Origin of the sequence: Pseudoalteromonas sp. Bsw20308 (assembly GCF_000310105.2) — a bacterium.
Taxonomy (GTDB): Bacteria; Pseudomonadota; Gammaproteobacteria; order Enterobacterales; family Alteromonadaceae; genus Pseudoalteromonas; species Pseudoalteromonas fuliginea.
This window is the reverse complement of record NZ_CP013138.1, coordinates 154079-178308: the sequence shown is the minus strand read 5'-3', so window position 1 is coordinate 178308 and position 24230 is coordinate 154079. Positions and strand designations below refer to the sequence as shown.

The following is a 24230-nucleotide window of genomic DNA, read 5'->3' as shown; positions in this document are numbered from 1 at the left end:
ACATGGTTATTCAAACTGGGTTTAATTGGTTGATTGAGCAGCAACTACTATTAAGTATTTTGTTTTGTGGATTTATTTTACTCGAGCGATTTGGTTTAAAAGCCCTTGGCTCGCGATTTGTATATAAATTAGCATGGCTATTACCTGCGGCATTGGTGATTGCTAATTTACCAAACGCAATTAAACCACTGCAAAACAGTAATATTAGTCACTACTTAATCACCCCCAACCAATCTTTTACAAACGAGGTAGGTATTAGCTGGGCGCTCATGTATCTACTTATTACCGCAGGGTTATTAATAGCTAGCTTTATTACACATACCCGTTTTGTTAAAAGCCTGCAGTTAACTGAGTTAACCCAATTTGAAGGCACTCTTACCGCTGGTGTTAATGCCTATACCAGCCAATATGTGGCCACGCCAATGGTGATCGGGATTTTAAACAGCAAGCTAGTGTTACCGAGTAACTATAATGCGCAATTCGATAAAGCCACATTAGCGCTTATTTTAGAGCACGAAAACGTACACATTAAACGCAAAGACAACCTAACAAACGCACTTATATTACTGCCTACTATTTTACTTTGGTTTAACCCACTAGCTTGGGCTTGTTACGCAAGCATGCGCCGTCTACAAGAGCTGACTTGTGATGAACGGGTACTTGCCAATAAAACCACACAACAACACATTTTATACAGCAAAGCCTTAATAAGCTGTGCGGCAAATGCGCCCACAGGACTTATGGCTTATTCACACTACGGAGATAAAAAAACGATGTTACAACGACTTACTAATATAAAACACAGCGGAAAACATTCAAAGTTTGCTAAAGGTGGCTTATTACTTGTAGCAGCAAGTATGCTAAGTGGATTGGCGATTGCAAAGCAACCAGAGGCAATGACTAAAGAGGATCACATTTCACCGACAATGCGTATTGAACCCCTTTATCCGAAACAAGCAGCTCAACAAGGCATCAGTGGCTCAGTGGTATTAAAGTACGATATAACTCCCAATGGTGAAACCGCTAATGTTTCTGTTGTTAGTGCAAAGCCTGAAGCCATATTTGACCGTGAAGCTAAAAAGGCGCTAAGACAGTGGCAATATAAACCCTCATCAATGGGTTATCAAAACGTACTTGTACAGCTCGATTTTGCAATAAACAATGAAGTTGCTAATACCGATTTAATAGAGCGAATTAAAGTATCGCACTAACTTTATTAGATTTTTCAAGACTACAAAGCAAGCGCCCTTTTAGGCTGCTTGCTTTGTGGTTTTACGCTATAAAGTTATAAGCTCACCACAATCATGGCAATGGCTGACCCCAAACCAATAAACCACATAATTGAGCGAATAATATCAAGATTTAAGTAATAAAAAACACAAAATAAAACACGTGCAATAATATGTGTCATGGCAAGGGTTTCAGTCACTGCATTTGCATTGTTAGTACCTAAAACTACCGCAAGCGCGACCGCAAAAACAGCTAGCGACTCAAAGCAATTTTGATGAGCTGCCAAAGCACGTGCTCCCAAACCGGTTAATTGAGTTTGTTGTTGTCGAGGATGTTTATTATCGTATCCGCCGAGTTTATTTAACTCAATTACGGCAGGGATTCTAGCAATGTATGGCATTAATACAGCCAATAAAGCACAAACAATTAAAATAGTCATAGTGGTATTCTGAGTTATTGTTAATTAGATAAAATAACACAACCAATGTAAAAAAGCCGCCAGATGCGTTTTATGGCAAACTCTAGCGGCTAGCAATAACATCAGGCTTACTATAACTAAATTTATCTTCAATCTTGTGCGACATAATGTCGCAGATGATGAATATTCAACATCACGGTTAATGCATCGCTTTACTTCTCAAAGCTTGTTAACTTTACTGCCTTACATTTTAACGATGACGACCATGACCTGGATATTTTTCACTTTTTTAGCCGCCTTCATGCAAGCATGGCGTAATGCCCTGCAAAGTAAATTAAGTAACGATGTGAGTGTGGCTGGCGTAACCCTCTCTCGCTTTATTATCGCAGGCCCCATTGCTGGCGTGTATTTATATGGTTTGTATCAATATCAAGATACCGCCATGCCTACGTTTAATAATGCCTTTTGGGCATTTATTGTAGGCGCAAGTGTGATGCAAATACTTGCCACTGGTTTAATGGTTAAGCTATTTAAAATGAATAATTACGCCGTAGGTGCTGGGCTTGCCAAAAGCGAGGCGTTAGTAGCTGCCATTTTAGGCGTATTATTTTTTGGCTCGGCACTTTCTTTACTCGGTTGGCTTGGTGTGTTTTTTGGCGCTATTGCCGTATTGCTACTCAGCGGCATAACAAGCGTTAAACACTTTAATGCTAAAACAGCATTACTAGGACTGGCTTGTGGTACTTGCTTTGCACTTACATCGCTGTGGGTACGAGAAGCAAGCTTAAACTCAGGATTACTATTTCCTCACTCAGCAGCTTGGGTTTTGCTGTTTGTAATTAGCCTACAAACACTAATACTACTGGGCTATTTATTATTAAAAGAGCCGCAAACACTTAGTAAACTGTGGCAATACAAAGGTACTACAGCCGCAATTAGTGTTTTTAGTTGTATCGGCTCTATTGGCTGGTTTAGTGCAATGAGCTTACAGCACGTTGCTTACGTTAAAACACTTGGACAGGTTGAAGTGTTTTTTACCATGCTAATTGCTGTGCTTTGGCTAAAACAACCGCTTAAAAAGCAAGACACCGCAGGCTTAATCCTCATAGCCATTGCCGCTGTTTTGGTTATGTTGCCGAATTAAGGGCACAAAAAAGCGCAGGCTTTTATACCTGCGCTGTTATAATTTTTTATAGCTTTAAGAACTGATTCTAAGAGCTGATTTTTAGGGTTATCACACCACTAATAATCATTAATACTCCCGCAATACGACCAAATGTAGCGGCATCGTTATAAAACAATATCCCCACCAAAAACGTACCTGCAGCGCCAATACCTGTCCATACGGCGTATGATGTGCCCATTGATATTTGCTTTTGTGCAAGCCACAACATAAAGCCACTAGCGACCATAAATGCCACAGCTATTGCTATACCCTGCCAGCGAGTATCATCGTTTTGCGAAATTTTTAAACCTATCGGCCAGCCAATTTCAAGTAACCCAGCAATAATTAAGTACACCCACGCCATTAAACATCTCTCTTTTTCAAAATAACTTCGTATAAATCTTCGCGGCGATCTTTTAAGTTACGCACCGTGCCTTCGCTGTGAAGAATTTTAAGTTTATCCATATCAAGATCGCTAAATAATAGCATTTCGGTGTTTGGCGTGGCTTCGTTAAGTGTTGCATCGTGCGGGAACGAAAAGTCCGATGGCGTTAATACAGCTGATTGCGAATACTGCACATCAAGGCTTTCTACTTGTGGTAAGTTACCTACCGAGCCCGCAATAACCACATAACATTCGTTTTCTATTGCACGCGCCTGTGCACAATGGCGCACACGTAAATAACTATTTTTGGTATCGGTCCAAAATGGCACAAACAAAATATCTAAACCTTGTTTGGCCAATATGCGTGAAAGCTCAGGAAACTCTACGTCATAACAAATTTGAATACCTACACGACCAGCATCGGTATCAAACACGGCAATTTTATCGCCGCCTTGAATAACCCAATCGTTTTGCTCATGCGGGGTAATATGTATTTTACGTTGCTCGTCTATTTTACCGCTGCGGTGGCATAAATAACTCACGTTATAAATTTTATCATCTTCGGCAAGTGGCATAGAGCCTGTAATAATATTGGCGTTGTATTCTATTGCCATACGCGACATGGCATTTTTAAACGTTTCGGTATATTCAGCTAAATAACGAATTGCTTCAGTTTGGTTGCTTTGATTTCCTAAGCCCATTAATGGCGCGTTAAAAAACTCAGGGAATAGTATAAAGTCACTTTTGTAGTCAGATACGGTATCTACAAAGTATTCAACCTGCTTTAGCATTTCTTCAACCGATTCAACACAGCGCATTTGCCATTGCACAGCACCTACACGCACAATTGATTTAGTTGACTCAAGTACCGTGTCGGTTGGTTCATACATAATGTTATTCCACTCAAGTAAAGTGGCGTAACCAACTGACTCTTGATCCTCTGGTAAATACTTTTTAAGTAAACGCTTTACCTGAAAATCGTTAGATAGCTGAAAGCTTAAAATAGGATCGTATAGCTCTCTCTGATCTACTTTTGCAATGTATTCCATTGGCGTCATTTCACTGCTATGATTGTAATAACGTGGAATACGACCACCCGCTAAAATAGCGCGTAGGTTATATTGGCGGCACAGTTCTTTACGGGCATCATAAAGGCGACGACCTAAACGCATGCCTCTGTGAGTTTCGCTAATGGCAACATCTAAGCCATATAGTGCATCGCCGTCGGTATCGCTAAATACACGGTCGTGACCATCTGCAATGTCTTCGTATGTATGCGGGTTTGAAAAACGTGTGTAATCAACTTGTACGCTCAGCGCTAAGCCCACCAGCACGCTGTCATCTACAATACCTATTTGCCCTTCAGGAAATTGGTCTATTAACCTAAAAATGGTATGACTTGGCCACGCACCACCTAAGTCGGGATACGCTTGATCCATCAAGGTCTTAATTTGCGGATATTGCTCTCTGGTTAAGTTACAAATTTCAAGATGGGTTTTTTCTGCCGACATACACAACTCCTTTAGGCATAAGAAAATAAAAGCCGAATGCACGCTCGATTAACTCAAGAATACACTCAGCTTTGTATCATGTTTTTTACTTTAGATGTACTACTTTAAGCTGCGATAAAAAAGTGTGGTTACTTTCTCTTTTGGTAACCAGCCTGCGTATTCAAGATTCAGCTCAGCCAATGGATCGGCTTTAAGTACTTGCTCTAAGCTTGCATTATTTTGCATTGCTTTTAGCATTACGTCTTTCGCGTTTTGAACTAGCTTACCATACGCTATCAGTCCTGAACGGTCACTTACCTTACCGTGTCCTGGTATTACTTTAGTGTTGTCGTCGATTTGTTTAACTACATCGTCTACTGCCGCTAAAATACCATCAACGCTGCCGCCGCTATCTACATCAACAAACGGTAAGCTGCCAAAATTAAAGTAAATGTCGCCCATGTGCACTATGTTGTCGTTACTGAAAAAGATAACTGAGTCGCCATCGGTGTGTGCATGTTCGTAATGCACTACATGCGCGTGTTCGTTATTAAAATGCAGTTTTAAATCGTGACCAAAGCTAATGCGGGGTAAAAAATCGGACCCTTCTCCATGCTTTTCTTTTAAGCGTTTATGTACGTTGTCGTGCGCTATAACGTGCGCGCCCGCTTTAGCAAAGTTCTCGTTGCCACCGGTATGATCGCCATGATGGTGCGTATTAATAACAAACTCTGCGCTACCTGGTTTTAAATCGCTAATGGTTTTTTTGATGTCGTCTGATAACTTGGCAAACTGATCATCAATAATATATATGCCATCATCGCCTACACTTGCTGCAATATTACCGCCTTGCCCAAATAGTACGTATACATGGTCACTTAATTTTTGTGCTGTTACTGGACCTTCATCTGCTTGCACTGCTGTACTTAGTAATAAACCTGTTATTAATGCGGGTAATATTTTTTTCATTTTAGTTCTCTGTTGTTTTATTAGTAATTATATAGAACGTGTTTAGCTATACTTTAGTTCATTGCGCAGGCTCTATTACTATTTGATGTATTAATTCTTGCGGCAATAAAGGTGTATGTTTGCCCTCAACGTAATCACTAAAACCCGCTCTATAAAATTCAGATAATGGATGCCCCGATTGCCCACCAGGAATAGCCATAATTGCATGCTCTAAATGCCCAGGTTGAGCAATAAAGCGTTGCGATGCGCCAAAACTACGCCCTTGTACAGCAGGCATGTAACTATCACCAAAACCCGTAGCTGTAGGCATATTTAATAACTTAGCAAGTAACGGCATTTGCTTTGCAAATGGATGCTCTATCACTAACTCATTTACCTTGCCCCACTGCCAGCTTTGTACGTTATTGCCAAATTGTTCTGTAAGCTTAGTGATAGTTTGGCTAAATGCACCGTGTAATTGTGCATCCCAGCTCTTAAATTGTGGGTTTATCCATGTGTTGGGTTTGTTGTTAATAAGCTGCCAAACTGCGGGCTCTAAATCTCGTTTTACGTATTTAAGTGTGCCTTGTTGTTTATTTAATTCGTCTTCCATATTACTAAATACAATATTAATCACTTCATCGCGGTAGCGCTTAACTAAGGTATACCCTATGGAGTTTGAACATGCACATTGCTGCCAATTTTCGAGTGCTGTTATATATTGCTGATTTTCAGTTGTATCGGTTTTTAATTGCTTTAATAGCAGAGCATGCCAAGGCATTAAAAAGCGAGCTTGATTATCAAGTTGTAATGCGTAAAAGTCGCTCTCAGCAAATGTTTGTTTTTCAAATAATCTATCGCGAATTTGACTTGAACGCGCACCGAGTGCATAACCACCATTACCAAAACGCGCGTTATCTTCAGCCGATACCACGCGAGAATTACCAGTCCATAATCGCCCACTTTGTGGATTTTTAACAAAGGGCCGTTGTAATTCGTTTTGCTGCCAAAGCACGCTGTAATCATCGGCATTTACGCCAAGCTCACTTGGTGTTTTACGAGCCGGTATACCACCGATATTTTTCCACGCGGCGCTACCTTGGCTGTCTACCACCATTAAATTTTGCACCGGAATGCCCACATCGCTTGCTACAGCAAGTGCATCATCTACTGTTTTGGCTTGTTCTAACTTCACTAGCTGCATATTAACGGCATAAGATTGATGTGCAGTCCAGCTAAGTGCGTAAGGCTTTTCGTTAATGTATTTTACAGGGCCATATTCACTGAGTATTAATGAGTAGTTTTCGACCTCCCCATCGGGTAATGCAATCGATTCATCAACTTGCCATGTTTTACGCTCGTCATTTAAAGCAATCCAATCGGCAGTATCTAAATAGCCATTCGTAAATCCCCATGCAATATTATTGTTTGTGCCCACTACAATGGCAGGTGCGCCTGGCAGCGATACACCAGTTACTTGGGTAGGCGCTCCATTTTGCATGTAATTTAGCTGTGTTCTGTACCAAATTACAGGCACTGCCATCGATAAATGCATATCATCCGACACCATACCAGCACCTGTTTTAGTAAGCGTTCCCGTAACAGCCCAGTTATTACTGCCGCGCTCTTGATTGGCTTCAATACTTTTAACTGTGTGTTGTGTTTGAGTTGGAAAAGTAGGTATGCCGCCGCTATAAGGCGCTAATCTACTGCCATTAAGCGCGGCTTGGTACTTACTCGGCTGCGTTAAAAAATCAACCATTTGCTTTGTGTACGCTTGCTCAATTTGAATGAGTGCTTGGTCGCGCTCAAATGTGGCGCTTTGTAAATCTAGGTACATGCTAAATATCACAAGTAGGCTGTCTTCACTTTGCCATGGCTTTTGTGCTGCACCTGTTAGTAAATATTCAAAGCTTGAATACCCTACTTGCGCTAAACCTTCGTTTACACCTTGAGCGTAACGTTTAAGTAATTGCTTATCTGCCTCTGGCAGCGTTTGTAAAATAATTTGGCTGCGTTTACGCAATTGATGAAAGCGCATTTTTTTGTCGAGCCCCAGCGCTGCTTCGCCAAATAATTCACTTAGCTCGCCTGCTGCATTACGCCTTAATAAATCCATTTGAAAAAATCGGTCTTGCCCGTGTGCATAACCTAAACCATAGGCAGCGTCGTTTCGGCTATTGGCGTTTATTACTACTTGCCCTAATACATCGCGCGAAATTTTTACAGGCTCTACTACCGCGTTACTACGCCCGTTTCCATCAAGAGCGGGTAAACTTAAACTAAGTACGCCATAAACAACGGCGGTACTCGCCAACCCTAAAATAACAGTCAATAACAGTAACCATTTGATTAATTTAAACATCGGCCTTTCCTTTGATAATTTTCACCAAGCGTTGAGAGCATATGATAACCACAGTTTTATTAAATAATAATGTTCTTGCTCGCAAAGGGTGAAATAAACATCAAAATCCACGATAATGTCAGCTCCACACATCGTGCAGAACTAGTTGAGATCAATATGACTGAAAAAACATTTATCAAAGGTAAAGACCGCGACCTAGAATCGTCAATCTCTACCATGCAAAACAAGCTTAAAGCCCTAAACATTAATGTTGAAGAAGCGCTTTGGCTTAACCCTGTAGCTAACTGTTATTCGGTTCATATAAAAGACAGTGACTGCGGTGTTATGTTTACCAATGGTAAAGGCGCAACCGACAAAGCCTCTATTGCCTCAGCACTTGGTGAATACTTTGAGCGTTTAAGCTGTAACTACTTTTTTGCAGACTTTTACCTAGGTGAAGAATTTGCTAATGGCGAATTTACTCATTACCCAAGTGAAAAATGGTTTAAAGTTGAAGGCGATGAAGTACCACAAGGTATTATGGATGAAAGCTTATGGGATTACTTTGACCCAGAGCGCGAACTTAACGCATCACACCTTTTTGATTTTAACTCAGGCAATATTGATCGTGGCATTTGTACCCTGCCCTACACTCGCCAACGCGATAACCAAGACGTATACATCCCGGTAAACGTTATTGGTAATATTTTTGTATCTAACGGTATGAGCGCAGGTAACACGAAATTTGAAGCGCGCGTACAAGGTTTATCAGAAGTATTTGAACGCGCGATTAAAAACCGCATCATCGCCGAAGGTATTTGTTTACCAATCGTGCCTGAAGACGTTGTTAAGCAATACCCTAAAATTCACGAAGCGTGTGAAGAACTTCGCAGCCATGGCTTTCATTTACGTATTGCCGATGCATCACTTGGGGGCAAATACCCTGTAATGAGCGTAACGCTTATTAACCCAACAGATGGTTCTGTATTTGCTTCTTTTGGTGCTCACCCATCATTTGAAGTTGCGCTTGAACGTACCGTGACTGAGTTACTACAAGGTCGTCGTCTTGATCAGCTAGATGTATTCCAACCTGCAACATTTGATAACGATGAAGTAGCAACACCAGAGAACATTGAACTGCACTTTATTGATTCAAGCGGTTTGATTTCGCATGATTTCTTCCGTGCAAAACCTGACTTTGAATTTGTCCATTGGGACTTTAGCGGCACAACAGAGCAAGAATATAACTTCTGTACTGACCTAATTCACAGCATGGATCATGATATCTACATCATGGATTACACGCATCTAAACGTATACGCATGTCGTATTTTAGTACCGGGCATGTCAGACATTTACCCTGTTGATGAGCTTATTTGGCGCAACAACAACGAAGGCGCTAAATTCCGCGAAACATTCCTATCGCTTGATCAGTACGATGCAGAGCAATGGATGGACATTTACGACAGCCTTGAAGAAGCAGGCCACAGCGATATTATCCGCGCCGCAGAATTTATTGGCCTTGCAACCGATGCCGACACACCATGGCACACACTGCGTATAGGTGAGCTTAAAGCGCACCTATGTTTAGCTGCAGGCAGCGAAGAAGCCATTGATTGGGTTGACTGGATACTTCATACAGGCCAAGTAAACGAAGAGGCAATGCGCCACTTCCGCTGTTTAAAAGCAGTTCTTGAAATTAAATACGATGACGAGCGCGAATACGCAGATTACCAAGATGCACTAGGCTTAATGTTTGGTGCTAATAATGTAGCGCTGGCTATAGAAATTGCCGAAGGTAAAAAGCAGTTTAACGGTTTAACTTTCCCTGGTTTATCGCTTGAAGGCTTTAAAAAGCATGCGGCACTACTTGATGGTTACCGCAAGCTACATGTAGCAAAGCAAAATCATTGGGCGCGTGAAGTTAGCGATGCGTAACTAGTTAAACAACTAATTATAAAAAATAAACGGCGTATTTAAGGGCATGTTGACCTTTCAGGATTAATTTTTTAACCTCGAAAGACCAACAGGCTCTAGCGCTGTTTTCATTTTCGTAATAAATTAGCTATAGTTAATTTGCCTTAATTAACGCCAACATGCAGCTAATGCCACCATCGATTAATAATAAAAAAACGAATGTTCATAACTTTAAGCTGACCTTTTGGCTATCGCTTGCATTAACTGTATTGGTTTGTGTGGTACTTGAGCGTATTAACTATAATCGAGCAAAAGACGCCCATCGATTGCAAATCCTCTCCGAAGTAAGCACCTATCGCGCCCAGCTTGAATCGACTTTAATTTCTAATATCCAACTAGTGCGTGGCTTAGGTGTTGCTGTAGCCGTAGAGCCAAACTTAGAGCAAGAACGCTTTGCACAGATTGCCGCCCCTCTTTTCAATACCTCAAAAGAACTGCGTAATATTGGCGGCGCCCCAAATATGGTTATTCAAATGACTTATCCTTTAAAAGGAAATGAAAAAGCGATAGGTCTTAATTTTTTAAATAACAAAAATCAACGTGCAGATGCAATTAGAGCCCGCGACACAAACACGATCATCATGGCTGGGCCACTCACTTTAGTGCAAGGAGGTGAGGCATTAATAGCCAGAGTCCCTGTATACACCCCTCCTAAAAATGAATTTTGGGGTTTGTTATCAGTTGTGCTCGATATTCAAAAAATTTATACCAACTCTGGAATCTATGAACTTGAAAAGGAGTATCTCGTTGCCATACAAGGTCGCAATGGTTTAGGTAAAAAAGGGGAGTTTTTTTATGGGAACTCAAATATTATTGAACAAAACCCTCTTGAATTCACTTTGAACTTCCAAGGTGGAAGCTGGCAACTATACGTTACCCCAAAGCTCGGTTGGAATCCGCCTCATTCAGCTATTTGGCCATTGCGTTTGGCTATTATTATTATTTGTGGATTACTGACTTGGGCGTTTTTATTCTTTTTAAAAATGCTTAATCGCCAACAACAAAACGAGAAAATGCTCGAAACAATGAGTGATTTAGCACAAATCGGCGCATGGTCATTTAATTTAGAAACTCAGCAAGTGTATTGGTCAGATATGACCAAAAAAATATTCAAATACCCATTAAATACCCAACCTAAGTGGCCAATAGATTTGAGCTACTTTAAAAAAGGCACGAGCAGAGAAACCATTAAACCTTTGATTGAACGTGCTATAAAACACGGCGAAAAATACGAAGTTGAGCTGGAGGTAATGAATGCAGAAGGAGAGTCAATTTGGGTGCTTGTGCATGGTGAGGCAGAGCAAAAAAACGGACGATGTGTAAGAATTTTTGGATCATTGCAGAATATAGATACCCGAAAAAAAGTTGAATTAGAAAGTAGCTCTATAGCGTTGCATAACGAAATTTTAGCCTCGCTTACTATAAATAAATTAATTTTAAACGGCCAGCTAAGCCAATCCAAGGACATAATTACACAATCTATTTGCCAAGCATTTCAAATTGAGCGCGCCAGCATACGGTTTTTTGATAAAGGCAAAAGCCAACTAATTCCATTTGCCGTGCACAGTGAATTGAACTCAGCAGATAAAATAGAGTTACTTTGGCTTAGGAAAAACCTCCCAGACTTTTTTAATACTATTGACCATCAAGCTGTATTTAATGCTTCTGATGTTTTACAAAATTCAACCTTGGCGCCTCTCTCCACACATTATTTACTGCCGTTAGAGATCAAATCTATGCTGTGTGTAATTATACCTGCAGGCAGTGGTGTATTGGGTATTATTTGTGCTGAGCAATGTAGAATTAAACGTAATTGGACTAAAAATGAGGAAAGTTTTTTAATCGCTGTCGCCGCATTGATAGGTAGCCTACATTCTAGCCAGCAACGTATTGAAACTGAACAAGAGCTAGTAACGGCTAAAGAAACAGCAGAACAAGCAGTTGCCGCAAAAAGTGAGTTTTTAGCGAGTATGAGTCACGAAATTCGCACCCCAATGAACGGCGTGCTCGGAATGTTAAATATAATAAAGCAAACAAAATTAGATCAACAACAAGAACACCATATAGAGTTAGCCCAATCATCTGCTCAATCATTACTTAATATAATTAATGACATTTTAGACTTTTCAAAAATAGAAGCCGGTAAACTCGATATCGACAATGTACAATTTAACTTACCTAAATTATTAGGTGAGGTGGTTGAATCGTTCGCCTTAAAAGTAGAGCAAAACAATACCAAGCTTATTTTAGATGCCACTCAAATTACAGTCAGCGAAATAATTAGCGACCCAAACAGGCTACGTCAAATTTTAAATAACTTGATCGGTAACGCTGTTAAATTCACCTTAAATGGTGAAGTAATAATTGTGGCAAAAATAAATGACACAACCAACGGTTCATTTTTACAATGCTCTATTATTGATACTGGTATTGGTATCGACTTTAAAAAACAAGCGACATTGTTTAACTCCTTTACACAGGCAGATGCCTCAACAACGCGTCAGTTTGGTGGTACAGGATTAGGCCTTGCGATAGTAAAACAGCTTTGTGAACTCATGAACGGAGAGGTTGGTGTAACCAGCGTGAAAGGCCAAGGTAGCACATTTTCTTTCACAATAAAGATACAACCTCGACTCAGTAAAGAGCAAGATCTACCGAGTCATTTAATTAAAAATAAGCATATTTTAATAATTGATGAATGCAGCTTAAATGCTAATACAGCAAGTAAGCAGCTCTCTGTTTGGGGCGCTAGTGTAGAGTGCATCAATGACTATCAACAAATATTGAATTACTCACATAATGAGGTTCAAAATACTGATGCCATTTTAATTGATTACTACTTTTTTGAAAAAGCGTCGCCAGAATGCATTACTGCTCTAAAAGGATTTATAAATATACAAGGCTGTAAATTAGTAATAATGGCACCTATGAGCTACTCAAAAGAGGAATCAAAGCTAGCGATAAAGATTGATTGTATGATTTTTAAACCGCTAACGCCTTCTGATTTATTTGATTCACTCACTAATGATCAGTTTATAGAACGACAACAAAAGCAAGCTCAGTTGCAAAACAAACTCACAAAAATGGTCGCCACTAACTTTTCTCAACCACAAATTTTATTAGTGGAAGATAATAAAGTAAACCAAGTAGTCGCCTCAGCGTTATTAAAACAGGCTGGAGTGAGCTTTGATATTGCACAAAATGGGTTTGAGGCAATTGTTAAGCTCAATACAAAGCAAGGCGAGCCTTATGAGCTTATTTTAATGGACTGCCAGATGCCAGAAATGGACGGCTATCAGGCAACACAAGCGATAAGAAAAGGCGATGCAGGTAAGTATAATAAAAATATTACTATAATAGCCTTAACCGCAAATGCTATGCAGGGCGATAAAGATAAATGCCTTGCCGCTGGAATGGACGACTATTTGAGTAAACCTCTCGATCTAGCCGCTTTACAACCTAAACTTAGCCAATGGCTTGATACCCAATAAAAGTGTAAGCTAATAAAATACGCTTACTAATTTGAGATTATTTATGCAGTTATCAGCAAATCAACAACGTGTTATTGGTTGCTTACTAGAAAAGCAAAGTACGACGCCAGAGCATTATCCGCTATCGTTAAATGGCCTTACAAATGCATGTAATCAAAAGTCTAATCGCGATCCTGTTGTAAATTTCACTGAAAACGACGTACAAAATATACTTGATGAACTAATCGAACTGCGTTTGGTTACAATAGACGAAGGCCTTTCTGGTCGCGTAAATAAATACGACCATCGTTTTTGTAATACTGAATTTAGTAATTTACAATTTTCACAGCAACAGCGCGCTATTGTTTGTTTACTGCTATTACGCGGCGCACAGACACCAGGAGAGCTGAGAACTCGAAGTACTCGACTTGCTGAGTTTAATAATGTAAACGAAGTAGAGAGTGCACTAAATGAGCTTATTGAAAATGATTACGTAATAAAGTTAGAACGAGAACCTGGTAAGCGAGAAAGTCGCTATATACATCAGCTCGCAGACCAGCAAACTAACTTAACAAATAATACTCATGAGCCAAAAGTTAATGCACTTAAAAATAGTGAGTTAGACGAACTACTCGCAGAAGTTGAGCAACTAAAAACAGAACTACGTCAGATTAAAGCCCATTTAGGGCTTTAATTATTAAACGCTTAATCACATAATAAGTTTATATAAGACTATAGGAGCTGGCCATGCGCGCCGAAATTATGGCTGAAATGAAAGTTCAGCCAACAATTGATATAAACGCAGAAATAATCCGTCGAGTTAATTTTATAAAAGCACGCTTAGTGGCAGCTTACTCAAGGTCGTTAGTGCTCGGTATAAGTGGTGGCGTTGACTCATCAACTTGTGGACGTTTGTGCCAATTAGCAGTCAACCAGCTAAATGAAGAGCTAGACACTGATAAGTATCAATTTATTGCTGTTCGCTTGCCTTATGGCGTACAAGCCGATGAAGACGAAGCCCAAATGGCGGTTGATTTTATTCAGCCAAGTAAACGTATGACCGTTAACGTACAACCGGCAGCCGATGCGCTGCATGAGCAAGCGCTTGCAGCTATAGTTGATAGCGGCGAAGCCCTTCCTGAGCAAGCTCAGATAGATTTTATTAAAGGCAACGTTAAAGCACGCCAACGTATGGTTGCTCAGTATGAAATTGCAGGTTTTTGCCAAGGTTTAGTCGTAGGTACTGACCATAGTGCTGAAAACATTACTGGTTTTTATACCAAATTTGGTGATGGTGCATGCGATTTAGCGCCGCTTTTTGGTTTATCAAAACGCCAAGTTCGTGCGCTTGCAACTGCACTAGGTGCGCCAGCTTTATTAGTAGATAAAGCACCTACAGCTGATTTAGAAAGTGACCGCCCAGGCTTAACAGATGAAGAAGCACTTGGTTTAAGCTATGAGCAAATTGATGACTTTTTAGAAGGTAAACCTGTGTCTAATGATGTTGAACAAAAGCTTGTGAGTATTTACACGCGTACACAACATAAGCGCCAACCAATTCCGACAATTTACGATTAATGTTTTAGTAAATAAAATAAAGCAATTAATACCATTAATGATTAATTGCTTTTTTGATCGACAGTTCAAGAGACTGCGTATATTTTACTAAATTAACACGCTAATATTTATTAATTACCCGCCAAAGAGAACACTGCATTATATGACATCGCCCATTTTAATTACCGGCGCAGGCCAACGTATTGGTTTAGCGCTAGCTCAGCATTATATAGCCCAAGGGCAGGCTGTTATTATTACGTATCGTACTCGTCACGGCGCTGTTGATAAATTAGAGCAACAAGGCGCTGTATGTATTTATGCTGACTTTAGTACCGATGACGGTATTAGTGCATTTATAAATACGCTTAATATGCATACAACATCGCTGCGCGCTATTGTACATAACGCATCAAGCTGGGACTGCGAAGCTAACAACCCTGACTTCGCAGCACTGTTTGATAATATGATGCGTATACATGCCAAAACACCGTATTTAATTAATTTAATGTGCGCAGAGCTGCTTTTAAAACATCAGCAAAATGAAAAAGTACCTGCCGATATAATTCACCTCACTGATTATGTAGTTGAAACAGGCAGCCCTAAACATTTAGCTTACGCAGCAAGTAAAGCAGCACTCGACAACCTAACTAAATCGTTTAGCGCTAAATATGCGCCAAACATAAAAGTGAACTCGGTTGCTCCATCGCTCATTATTTTTAATGAACATGACGATGAACAATATCGCGCTAAGACCCTTAAAAAATCATTAATGGGCATTGAACCCGGATGCCAAGAAATTATCAATAGCATTGATTTACTATTACAAAGCCAATACATCACAGGGCGCTCTTTACCTGTAGATGGCGGTCGTCATTTAAAGTAAATAAGCTAAATAAACTGAGATATTTATGCATAATGAATTAAAAGAAAGTTACCAAAAAATCATCACCGCAGTAGGCGAAGATGCTAACCGCGAAGGCTTACTTGATACGCCGAAACGTGCTGCAAAAGCAATGGAATATTTAACGCAGGGGTATCGTCAAACACTTGATGAAATAACTAATAAAGCGGTATTTACGTCTGATGCTGACGACATGGTGTTAGTGCAAGACATAGAGCTTTACTCTATGTGTGAACATCATTTACTGCCTTTTATTGGCCGTTGCCATATTGCTTATATACCAAACGGTAAAGTATTAGGCTTGTCTAAATTTGCCCGTATTGTTGATATGTTTTCACGCCGTTTTCAAATTCAAGAACAGCTAACGCATCAAATCGCTAAAGCAGTTGAAGAAGTGACAGGCGCTAAGGGCGTAGGCGTTATTGTTGAGGCAAAACACATGTGTATGATGATGCGTGGTGTAGAAAAGCAAAATTCAAGCATGCGTACATCAGTAATGTTAGGTAACTTTAGAAGCGATCCTAAAACGCGTAACGAATTTTTGCAGCTTATAAAAGGTTAACCTATGGCTAATGCAATTATTAACGTTACTAATTTGCGACTGCGTACATTTATTGGCTTTAACCCCGATGAGCGTGAAAAAAAGCAAGACGTAGTGATCAATCTGGAGATTCACTACCCTGCTGATGATGCCTGTAAAACGGATGAAGTAGACCAAGCACTAAATTATAAAGTGATCACCAAAGAAGTGATTAGTTTAGTAGAGCAAGGGCACTTTTTACTGCTCGAGAAATTAGTTGCTGAAATTCTTGCGGTTTGTCACTCGCACCCAAGTGTTCATTACGCTAAAGCACGTGTTGATAAACCGCATGCACTGCGTTTTGCCGACTCAGTGTCGTTAACACTTGATTGGGCGAAATAACTTTTGTATCTAAATGAGTTTTTCGAATCCAACGGCAAGGGCGATAACCGCTAAATAGCGCGCGCCTTTGCCTAGCATTACTAGCAACAAAAAAGCACTAAACCGTACTTTAAATATGCCTCCAATTACTGTTAATGGATCTCCCACAACCGGTAACCAAGCAAATAACAAACTATATACACCATATTTATTAAATTGTTTTTGTGCGCTATCAAGCCCTTTTTGCGATACAGGAAACCACTTTTTATCTTTAAAACGCAGTACCTGCGTGCCTAACCAGTAATTAACGCAGCTTCCCAATACATTTCCAAGTGTTGCTACGCACCACATAAGCCATAAATTAACTTTACCTTGGGCAATCATTCCCACCATTATCACCTCAGAAGAGCTGGGCAATAATGTGGCAGATATAAATGCGCTAATAAATAACGTGAGATAAAGCATAATGCCCTTATAGCTAAACGTAAAAACCCAGCCTATAGCTGGGTTTATAATACCAATTTTATTAAAAACATGATCATTCTAGCGTATTAAATAACTCACTAACTACGTTTAAATTATTTATATAGAACAACTATGTATCATAATTTTAGCCTTGTTATTGAGCTATTTTCTCATCGCTATAATAGATCACTAATTTAATGCAATGGGTATAAAAATAAACTGTGTGTTTATTTTATCAAATTTAAACTAAACGGATAATTAAACTCTTTTCCTTCGTTAGCTTTAATACTCGCCAGTACAACCATTACAAACCCAAAAATTGCCACTAAAGGTAGTAATATTAAGCCTACTGCTACAAACATCAGTAAAAAACAAACTACATATGCAATTGCCATCGTTATTTGAAAGTTAAGCGCCTTTTTACCGTGCACGTCAACAACTGGCATTTCATCTTTTTTAATTAACCACACAATTAATGGCCCAATTATTGAGCCAAACGGCACAATAAATCCAGCTAATGCACTTAAATGACATAGCATAGCCCACGTACGGTCATCTTTATTAACTGGTTCAACCTGTTGATTTTCTTCCATAACACTCTCCTTTTTGTTTCATGTATGTTGCCTTTTAATTAAACAAATGTCCATAAATCAACTGCTGTATTAGCAAAAAATCACAACGTAAAATCTTGTGATAAAAAAGTGATAAGTTTGTGAGAGTTTCTGGAGACGATTATTCAATACTTAACTCGAATCATCACTTACAGGAAATAATAATGAAAGCTTCTACATTAACAATTGCAACTCTTTTAGCGGCAGCTAGCCAATCAACTATGGCCGCAGAGTTAGATTTAAAAATAACCAACTTAACTCAAGGCATCCATTTTACACCCGTATTAATAACTGCTCACGACAGTGAAGATAAACTGTTCGAAGTAGCAACGGAAGCCTCTACCGCATTACAAACAATGGCTGAGGGCGGAAATATTGCAGAACTAGTTGCACAAGCAACTGCCGCAGGTAGTGATATGGCTGCAAACCCGGCTGAAGGTCTACTTGCGCCAACAGTATCTGCAATGGCAACCCTAACGACATCTGATGGTAACGAATACCTTTCTGTTGCCGCAATGCTACTTCCTACAAATGACGGTTTTGTCGGTCTTGATAGCTGGAAAATTCCAACCGAAGCTGGAACGTATACTGTGTTTTTAAATGCTTACGATGCAGGTACTGAACAAAATAATGAACTTGTAGTAGAAGGTTCAGGTGCACCAGGTACGCCTGGTATTCCAGCTGCTCCTGGTGGTAATGCTGGTACCGGTGGTGCTGGTTTAACAAGCACCGATAGCAATATTAATATTCATATTCATCCTGGTAACTTAGGTGATGACGATCTAACCGCTGGTAATAGTGACTTAAGCAATACAGTGCACAGATGGTTAAACCCAGTAGCAAAACTAACCGTTACGGTTAAGTAGGAGCGCTATAATGTCATCTTTTAAAAACTTTAAAAAAAGCGCTTTAATACTAGCGCTTGCAACTACTCTTGCAGCATGTGGCGACAATGATAGCAACGAGCCTGATCAAGTAGTTGCACCAACACCAGCACCGACAGCTACCAGCTATGAATTTAACGTTACTGTAAGTAATTTAACTGCTGGTCAACCATTTTCACCAGTTGCCGTTATTGCACACCATGAAGGTACGCTATGGCAAATAGGCAGTCCTTCATCAGTGGCATTAGAAACAATGGCTGAAGGCGGGGATAACAGCCAACTCCTTACATTTGAAAATGGTATTGCTAATGCATCGAGTGAAGGCCCAGTTGGACCTGGTGCAAATACCACAATCACGATTACTACCGACACGCTCGAAGTACTAAAACTATCGCTTGCCACTATGATGGTGAATACAAATGATGGGTTTACCGGTCTTAGTGCTGTAGATGTATCTACATTAGCCGTTGGTGAGTCTATTATGCGCACCACCGTTGCTTATGATGCAGGTACGGAAGCAAATACAGAAGCAGCTGGTACATTACCGGGTCCTGTGGATGGCGGCGAAGGCTTTAATGAAGCCCGCGATGATGTTGATTTTGTAGCAAGACACCCTGGTGTAGTTACTAATGAAGACGGGCTATCAAGTTCAGTGCTAAGCCCTGAACATAAATTTGATAATCCATTGGCGAAAGTTGTCATTACTCGAACTCAGTAATTAATATTAACGATATTTACGCGTTGACATACCAGCTTGTAATGGGGAAGTAAGGGAGCACGGATGCCCCCCTTTTTACGAGGTTATACATGCGTCACGAAAAATTATTAGTAGTAGAAGACGACAGAGAAATAGGTAAATTAATTACCACGCAGCTTACTTCACTTAACTTACATGTTGATCATGTTGTGAGTGCCGAGCTTGCTTTAAAAAAAATAGCTAAGCACCCCTACGGACTCATTTTACTCGATATAAACTTACCGCAAATGGATGGTTTGAGTTTATGCCGAAAAATAAAAGAACATTATCCTACTACCTCTGTGATTTTACTGACCGCGCTCAGTAGCGATATGGACAGAGTGATTGGTCTTGAAATGGGCGCAGATGATTATATTTGTAAACCATTTTTTGCGCGTGAGTTACAAGCCAGAGTAAAGACCCAATTGCGCCACAGAGCACAATTACTTGCCAGTCAGAATAACGATAACTCACCCGTTGATAGCGAACAAACGCTAAACGTAGGCTCACTCCACATTGAGTTCAGTTCGCACCAAGTTTATTTAGGCAAGCAAGCACTCAACCTTACCGCCACCGAATTTGATTTACTTGTTTATTTTGCACGCCACCCTAGTCATGTTTTTAGTCGCCAACAATTACTCGATAAAGTATGGGGATATCAACATAGTGGTTACGAGCACACAGTTAATTCGCACATAAACCGCTTACGCGCCAAGCTAGAAGAGCACCAGAAAATGCCCATTATAGAAACAGTTTGGGGTGTGGGTTATAAACTAAACCCTAGCCAACTAAATTAAGACTCCTATTATGAAATTATCTTTGTACCAAAAATTAGCCATATCGTTAGTTGTTATATTTTGTTTTATTTGTGCACTTGTTTATGGCTGGAGCAAACAATTAGAACTTACTTCAAAACACCATGGTGAGCAAAATCTGCATTTAGCGTTAGCTGAGCATTTAGTACAAGATAACCCATTGATAAAAGAAGGTGTTTACGACTATAAAGCGCTCGAAAACCTTTTTCATACTTTAATGCTATTAGGCCCTGCGTTTGAATTTTATTTTGTAGACGAAACCGGAAAAATTCTTACTTACTCAGCAAAACCAGGAAAAGTTAAGCGTAACTATATCGATTTAGCGCCTTTAAAAAAGCTCATTAATGACCCTAAAGCAGCACCTATCTATGGTGATAATCCGCGCAATAAAGACCAACAAAAAATATTTTCGGTTGCGCCTGTATTTAATCACGACAAGTTACAAGGTTACCTATATGTAATTATTGGCGGTGAAGCCTACGATACCTCCCTCAATACTATAAAAAATAATGACAGGCTATGGCTAGCCGCTTTATGGCTTGGCTCCGCTTTAGCCTTTTTACTCATTGCAATGCTAATCTTACTGCGTTTTTTCACCAATCCAATACAGCGTTTAGCCCGTGATGTAAGCAATATTGAAGCGGCCAATTACAGCCTTACAGATACAAAATTAAGTAACTATTCAACACAAAAAAGCAATGAAGTACATAGTTTGGGTCGCAGCATTCAAGCAATGCTTACCCGTATTAATGAGCAATTTAAAGCACTTGAAGAGGGCGATAAACAACGCAAAGAGTTACTCACTCACTTATCGCACGACCTACGTACACCACTTGCATCACTGCAAGGATTTTTAGAGGTTTTAAATCAATCTGGTGAGCAATTAAGTCAAAAAGAACAACAAGAATACTTACAAGTGTCGCTTAATAATTGCGGACAATTAAAATTACTCATAGAACAAATATTTGAACTTGCCCATTTAGAAAATGGCGAAATAAACATAAATAAAGAAACCTTTAATTTAGGCGAGTTAATTTATGACTGCATTGCTAAATTTAGCTTAGCTGTAAATAAAAAGGGTATTCATTTATCGGTAGAACCTGCAATTTGTGATTTCCCTGTTGTAGCCGATATCGCAAAATTAGAACGCGTATTAAGTAACTTAATTGATAACGCTATTAGGCATACGCCTAGCGGTGGTAGCATTGCAGTACATGTAAAGCGCAGTGGCGACAATCAGCTATTTGTGCATGTTTCAGATACTGGCGTTGGAATAAAACAAGATGAACTGAGTGCTATTTTTAATCCTCACTATCAAGCAAGTAATTCTAATAAAGAGGGGCGTCAGCAAGGTGGTTTAGGGCTAGCTATATGTCGGGGGTTATTGAAACTGATGGATAGCGAAATATACGTGCAAAGTGAAATTGGCAAAGGCACTATGTTTAGCTTTAATTTGCCACAAAAAAAGGTGCTTTCTTAAAAAGCACCTTACATTTTTATTTATTTTAAATATATAAATTAACTACTTTTTAATACCCGCTAAATCAAGCATAAATGCATAGTTTAGCGCGGTATCTTCTAAGCGCTTAAAGCGACCCGATGCACCACCGTGCCCTGCTTCCATATCTATTTTAAACAATAATTTATTGTCATCAGTTTTATAGTCACGCAGCTTAGCAACCCATTTAGCTGGCTCAAAGTATTGAACTTGTGAATCGTGCAAGCCAGTCGTTACTAGCATATTAGGATATGCTTGCTTAGATACTTGGTCGTATGGCGAGTAAGATAGCATGTAATCGTAATACGCTTTTTCGTTCGGATTACCCCATTCGCCATATTCATTTGTTGTAAGCGGAATACTCGCATCAAGCATCGTGGTTACTACATCAACAAACGGTACCGCAGCAACCATGCCTTTATAAAGCTCAGGCGCTTGGTTTGCTACTGCGCCCATTAATAAGCCACCAGCACTGCCACCTAACGCAAATATTTCATCTTTTGCGCCATACTTTTGAGAAACCAATGCTTTGGTTACATCAACAAAGTCATTAAACGTATTCTTTTTAGTAAGTAGCTTGCCGTCTTCGTACCAAGGACGACCTAGCATTTGCGAGCCACGTACATGGGCAATTGCAAATACAAAGCCACGGTCTAACAAGCTCAAGCGTGAGCTGGAGAACGTTGGATCCATCGTTGCCCCGTACGAACCATAACCGTACTGCAGCAATGGATTTGTACCGTCTTTTTTAAACGCATCTTTACGATAAACCAAACTTACCGGTACTTTTATACCGTCACGTGCAGTTACAAAAATGCGCTCTGAGGCATAGTTGTCAGCACTAAAGTCGCCCAATACAGTTTGTTGTTTAAGTAATGTTTTGTTGCCTGTTGCTAAATTTACATCGTATGATGAATCAGGCGTTGTCATGCTTGTGTAGTAAACACGTAACGTATCGCTATCAATCTCATTATTGCCATAAGTGCTAATTGTATAAGCGCTATCGTTAAAGCTCAGTGGTAACTCTTTACCTGTTTTTAAATCACGCGCAATAAGTTTTGACTGACCCATTTCACGCTCTTGGTAAACTAAGTAGTCATTAAATAAATCAATGCCTTCGAGTTTAATACCGTCGCGCGCTGGGATCACACTTTGCCAATTTACTTTGTCGCCTGCTCTATCAATATCCACTTTCATCAGCTGAAAATTTACAGCATCTAAGTTAGTTACAATATAGTAAGTATTCCCTAGTTTAGATATTTCATATTCAAGCCCTGCTTCGCGCTCAATTAAACGCTTAGGCATTGCCTTAGCATCATCAGCGCTCAATACCGACACACCTGATGCAGCCGTGCTGCTGTGCCAAATATAAATTTCTGACTCATCTTTACTTTTACTCATACCCATGTAGTAACTGGTATCAGTTTCTTCGTAAATTAGCTCATCATCAGCTTGTGATGTACCTAATGTATGACGATAAACTTGATAACCTAGTAGAGTTTGTAAATCTTTTTTAATGTAGTAAACCGTTTTATTATCGTTTGCCCACACAATGCCACCGTTAGTGCCCTCAAGTGTGTCTTCGAGTAATTTACCGGTTGTTAAATCTTTTATTTTTATACTATAAATACGACGACTAACAGTATCTTCGCCATAAGCCATTAAATTGCCATTCGGGCTTACATCTAAGCCACTTACCGCATAATAATCATGGCCTTTAGCAAGCTCATTTACATCTAAAATAACTTGCTGATCGGTACCTGCAAAATCGCTGCTGCGTAAATAAGTAGTGTACTCGTTATCGCCACGTGTTTGCGTTGAGTAAAAATAATCACCGCTTTTAACTGGGACTGAATCATCGTCTTTTTGAATACGCCCTTTTAGCTCCTCAAACAATTCACTTTGCAGCGTTTTAGTATGTGCAAGCATTGCATCTGTGTATGTATTTTCAGCTTCTAAATAGTTAATCACCTCTGGCGCTTTACGTTCGTCATCACGTAACCAATAGTAATTATCTACACGTGTGCCACCATGGATAGTCATCTCATGAGGCACTTTTTTAGCAATAGGGGCTGCAGCTTGGACTACTTGAACCGTTTTAACTTGTGTATTACTTTTTTGAGTCTCTTCTGGGGCTTGATTACAGCCACTTAAAATAGCTAGCGATAATGCAGCAAGTGCGAATGGAGTACGTTTCATCAGTCAAAGTCCTTGTTGTATTTAATTTTTATTAAGTAATACCAACTTAATCAATTTGAGAGATTAAACCTGACGCTAACTGTGTTAAAAATTTCTGATATAGAACAACTAAATAACGAAATTTTGCCTTGTTATCGACAGGATTTTCTTAACTCAAAGTAGCTCATTTAATTAAGCAGATTGGTATAAATATATCTAAAATTAGAATTTGTCGTTATTTAATTTGAGAAGCCATG

Annotated in this window: 21 protein-coding genes; 13 read left to right on the top strand and 8 right to left on the bottom strand. The window is 39.7% G+C overall.

The window, feature by feature from the left end:
- Positions 1 to 2 precede the first annotated feature (2 nt).
- Positions 3 to 1211: a TonB family protein gene (locus D172_RS00700; protein ID WP_007377322.1), complete on the top strand. Its 1209-nt coding sequence runs from the start codon at positions 3 to 5 to the stop codon at positions 1209 to 1211.
- Positions 1212 to 1285: 74 nt separating this feature from the next.
- Here the strand turns inward: D172_RS00700 and D172_RS00695 are convergent, their stop codons facing one another.
- Positions 1286 to 1669, bottom strand: a complete 384-nt coding sequence (locus D172_RS00695) for an MAPEG family protein (protein ID WP_007377321.1) — start codon at positions 1667 to 1669, stop codon at positions 1286 to 1288.
- 244 nt (positions 1670 to 1913) lie between these two features.
- Between D172_RS00695 and D172_RS00690 the strand changes: the two genes are divergently transcribed.
- Positions 1914 to 2792, top strand: coding sequence for a DMT family transporter (locus tag D172_RS00690; protein ID WP_420713805.1), 879 nt, complete (start codon positions 1914 to 1916; stop codon positions 2790 to 2792).
- Between the two features lie 67 nt (positions 2793 to 2859).
- Here D172_RS00690 and D172_RS00685 read toward each other — a convergent pair whose 3' ends face one another.
- The 4 genes from D172_RS00685 to D172_RS00670 form a co-directional block, all read right to left on the bottom strand.
- Complete coding sequence (locus tag D172_RS00685; RefSeq protein ID WP_007377319.1) at positions 2860 to 3177, bottom strand: DMT family transporter; 318 nt, start codon at positions 3175 to 3177, stop codon at positions 2860 to 2862.
- Positions 3177 to 4709, bottom strand: coding sequence for a carbon-nitrogen hydrolase family protein (locus tag D172_RS00680; protein WP_007377318.1), 1533 nt, complete (start codon positions 4707 to 4709; stop codon positions 3177 to 3179). Before D172_RS00680 ends, D172_RS00685 begins: the two co-directional genes overlap by 1 nt.
- Positions 4710 to 4808: 99 nt before the next feature.
- Positions 4809 to 5657, bottom strand: a complete 849-nt coding sequence (locus D172_RS00675; RefSeq protein ID WP_007377317.1) for an MBL fold metallo-hydrolase — start codon at positions 5655 to 5657, stop codon at positions 4809 to 4811.
- 58 nt (positions 5658 to 5715) lie between these two features.
- Positions 5716 to 8001, bottom strand: a complete 2286-nt coding sequence (locus tag D172_RS00670) for a penicillin acylase family protein (RefSeq protein WP_007377316.1) — start codon at positions 7999 to 8001, stop codon at positions 5716 to 5718.
- A gap of 156 nt (positions 8002 to 8157) precedes the next feature.
- Here D172_RS00670 and ycaO point away from each other — a divergent pair, with 156 nt between their 5' ends.
- From ycaO to folX, 7 genes are all read left to right on the top strand, one after another.
- Entirely contained in the window at positions 8158 to 9918 is a 1761-nt protein-coding gene (ycaO, locus tag D172_RS00665; protein ID WP_007377315.1) for a 30S ribosomal protein S12 methylthiotransferase accessory factor YcaO, read from the top strand.
- A 167-nt stretch (positions 9919 to 10085) separates the two neighbouring features.
- The gene (locus D172_RS00660; RefSeq protein WP_007377314.1) at positions 10086 to 13448 is read left to right on the top strand and encodes an ATP-binding protein; all 3363 of its coding nucleotides are present in this window, start codon (positions 10086 to 10088) and stop codon (positions 13446 to 13448) included.
- Positions 13449 to 13491: 43 nt separating this feature from the next.
- Positions 13492 to 14121 (top strand): YceH family protein, encoded by a 630-nt coding sequence (locus D172_RS00655; RefSeq protein WP_007377313.1) that lies wholly within the window; start codon positions 13492 to 13494, stop codon positions 14119 to 14121.
- Positions 14122 to 14174: 53 nt separating this feature from the next.
- Complete coding sequence (gene nadE / locus D172_RS00650; protein WP_007377312.1) at positions 14175 to 15005, top strand: ammonia-dependent NAD(+) synthetase; 831 nt, start codon at positions 14175 to 14177, stop codon at positions 15003 to 15005.
- A 142-nt stretch (positions 15006 to 15147) separates the two neighbouring features.
- Positions 15148 to 15867 carry a dihydromonapterin reductase gene (gene folM, locus D172_RS00645; RefSeq protein ID WP_007377311.1) on the top strand — a complete coding sequence of 240 codons (720 nt, stop codon included), beginning with the start codon at positions 15148 to 15150 and terminating at the stop codon, positions 15865 to 15867.
- Between the two features lie 25 nt (positions 15868 to 15892).
- Positions 15893 to 16447: a GTP cyclohydrolase I FolE gene (folE, locus tag D172_RS00640; RefSeq protein WP_007377310.1), complete on the top strand. Its 555-nt coding sequence runs from the start codon at positions 15893 to 15895 to the stop codon at positions 16445 to 16447.
- Positions 16448 to 16450: 3 nt separating this feature from the next.
- Positions 16451 to 16807, top strand: a complete 357-nt coding sequence (gene folX, locus D172_RS00635) for a dihydroneopterin triphosphate 2'-epimerase (RefSeq protein ID WP_007377309.1) — start codon at positions 16451 to 16453, stop codon at positions 16805 to 16807.
- A gap of 9 nt (positions 16808 to 16816) precedes the next feature.
- On the opposite strand, the gene D172_RS00630 is transcribed toward folX, so the two are convergent.
- The gene (locus D172_RS00630; RefSeq protein WP_033023727.1) at positions 16817 to 17251 is read right to left on the bottom strand and encodes a YqaA family protein; all 435 of its coding nucleotides are present in this window, start codon (positions 17249 to 17251) and stop codon (positions 16817 to 16819) included.
- A 227-nt stretch (positions 17252 to 17478) separates the two neighbouring features.
- Positions 17479 to 17844, bottom strand: a complete 366-nt coding sequence (locus D172_RS00625) for a DUF4870 domain-containing protein (protein ID WP_007377307.1) — start codon at positions 17842 to 17844, stop codon at positions 17479 to 17481.
- Positions 17845 to 18026: 182 nt separating this feature from the next.
- Between D172_RS00625 and D172_RS00620 the strand changes: the two genes are divergently transcribed.
- From D172_RS00620 to D172_RS00605, 4 genes are all read left to right on the top strand, one after another.
- Positions 18027 to 18728, top strand: a complete 702-nt coding sequence (locus D172_RS00620) for a spondin domain-containing protein (RefSeq protein ID WP_007377306.1) — start codon at positions 18027 to 18029, stop codon at positions 18726 to 18728.
- A 10-nt stretch (positions 18729 to 18738) separates the two neighbouring features.
- A complete protein-coding gene (locus D172_RS00615; protein ID WP_007377305.1) occupies positions 18739 to 19464 on the top strand; it encodes a spondin domain-containing protein in 726 nt (241 codons plus the stop codon).
- An 89-nt stretch (positions 19465 to 19553) separates the two neighbouring features.
- Positions 19554 to 20279 (top strand): response regulator transcription factor, encoded by a 726-nt coding sequence (locus tag D172_RS00610; protein ID WP_007377304.1) that lies wholly within the window; start codon positions 19554 to 19556, stop codon positions 20277 to 20279.
- A 10-nt stretch (positions 20280 to 20289) separates the two neighbouring features.
- A complete protein-coding gene (locus D172_RS00605) occupies positions 20290 to 21777 on the top strand; it encodes a sensor histidine kinase (RefSeq protein ID WP_007377303.1) in 1488 nt (495 codons plus the stop codon).
- 42 nt (positions 21778 to 21819) lie between these two features.
- Here D172_RS00605 and D172_RS00600 read toward each other — a convergent pair whose 3' ends face one another.
- Positions 21820 to 23994, bottom strand: coding sequence for a S9 family peptidase (locus D172_RS00600; RefSeq protein WP_007377302.1), 2175 nt, complete (start codon positions 23992 to 23994; stop codon positions 21820 to 21822).
- Between the last annotated feature and the right edge of the window lie 236 nt (positions 23995 to 24230).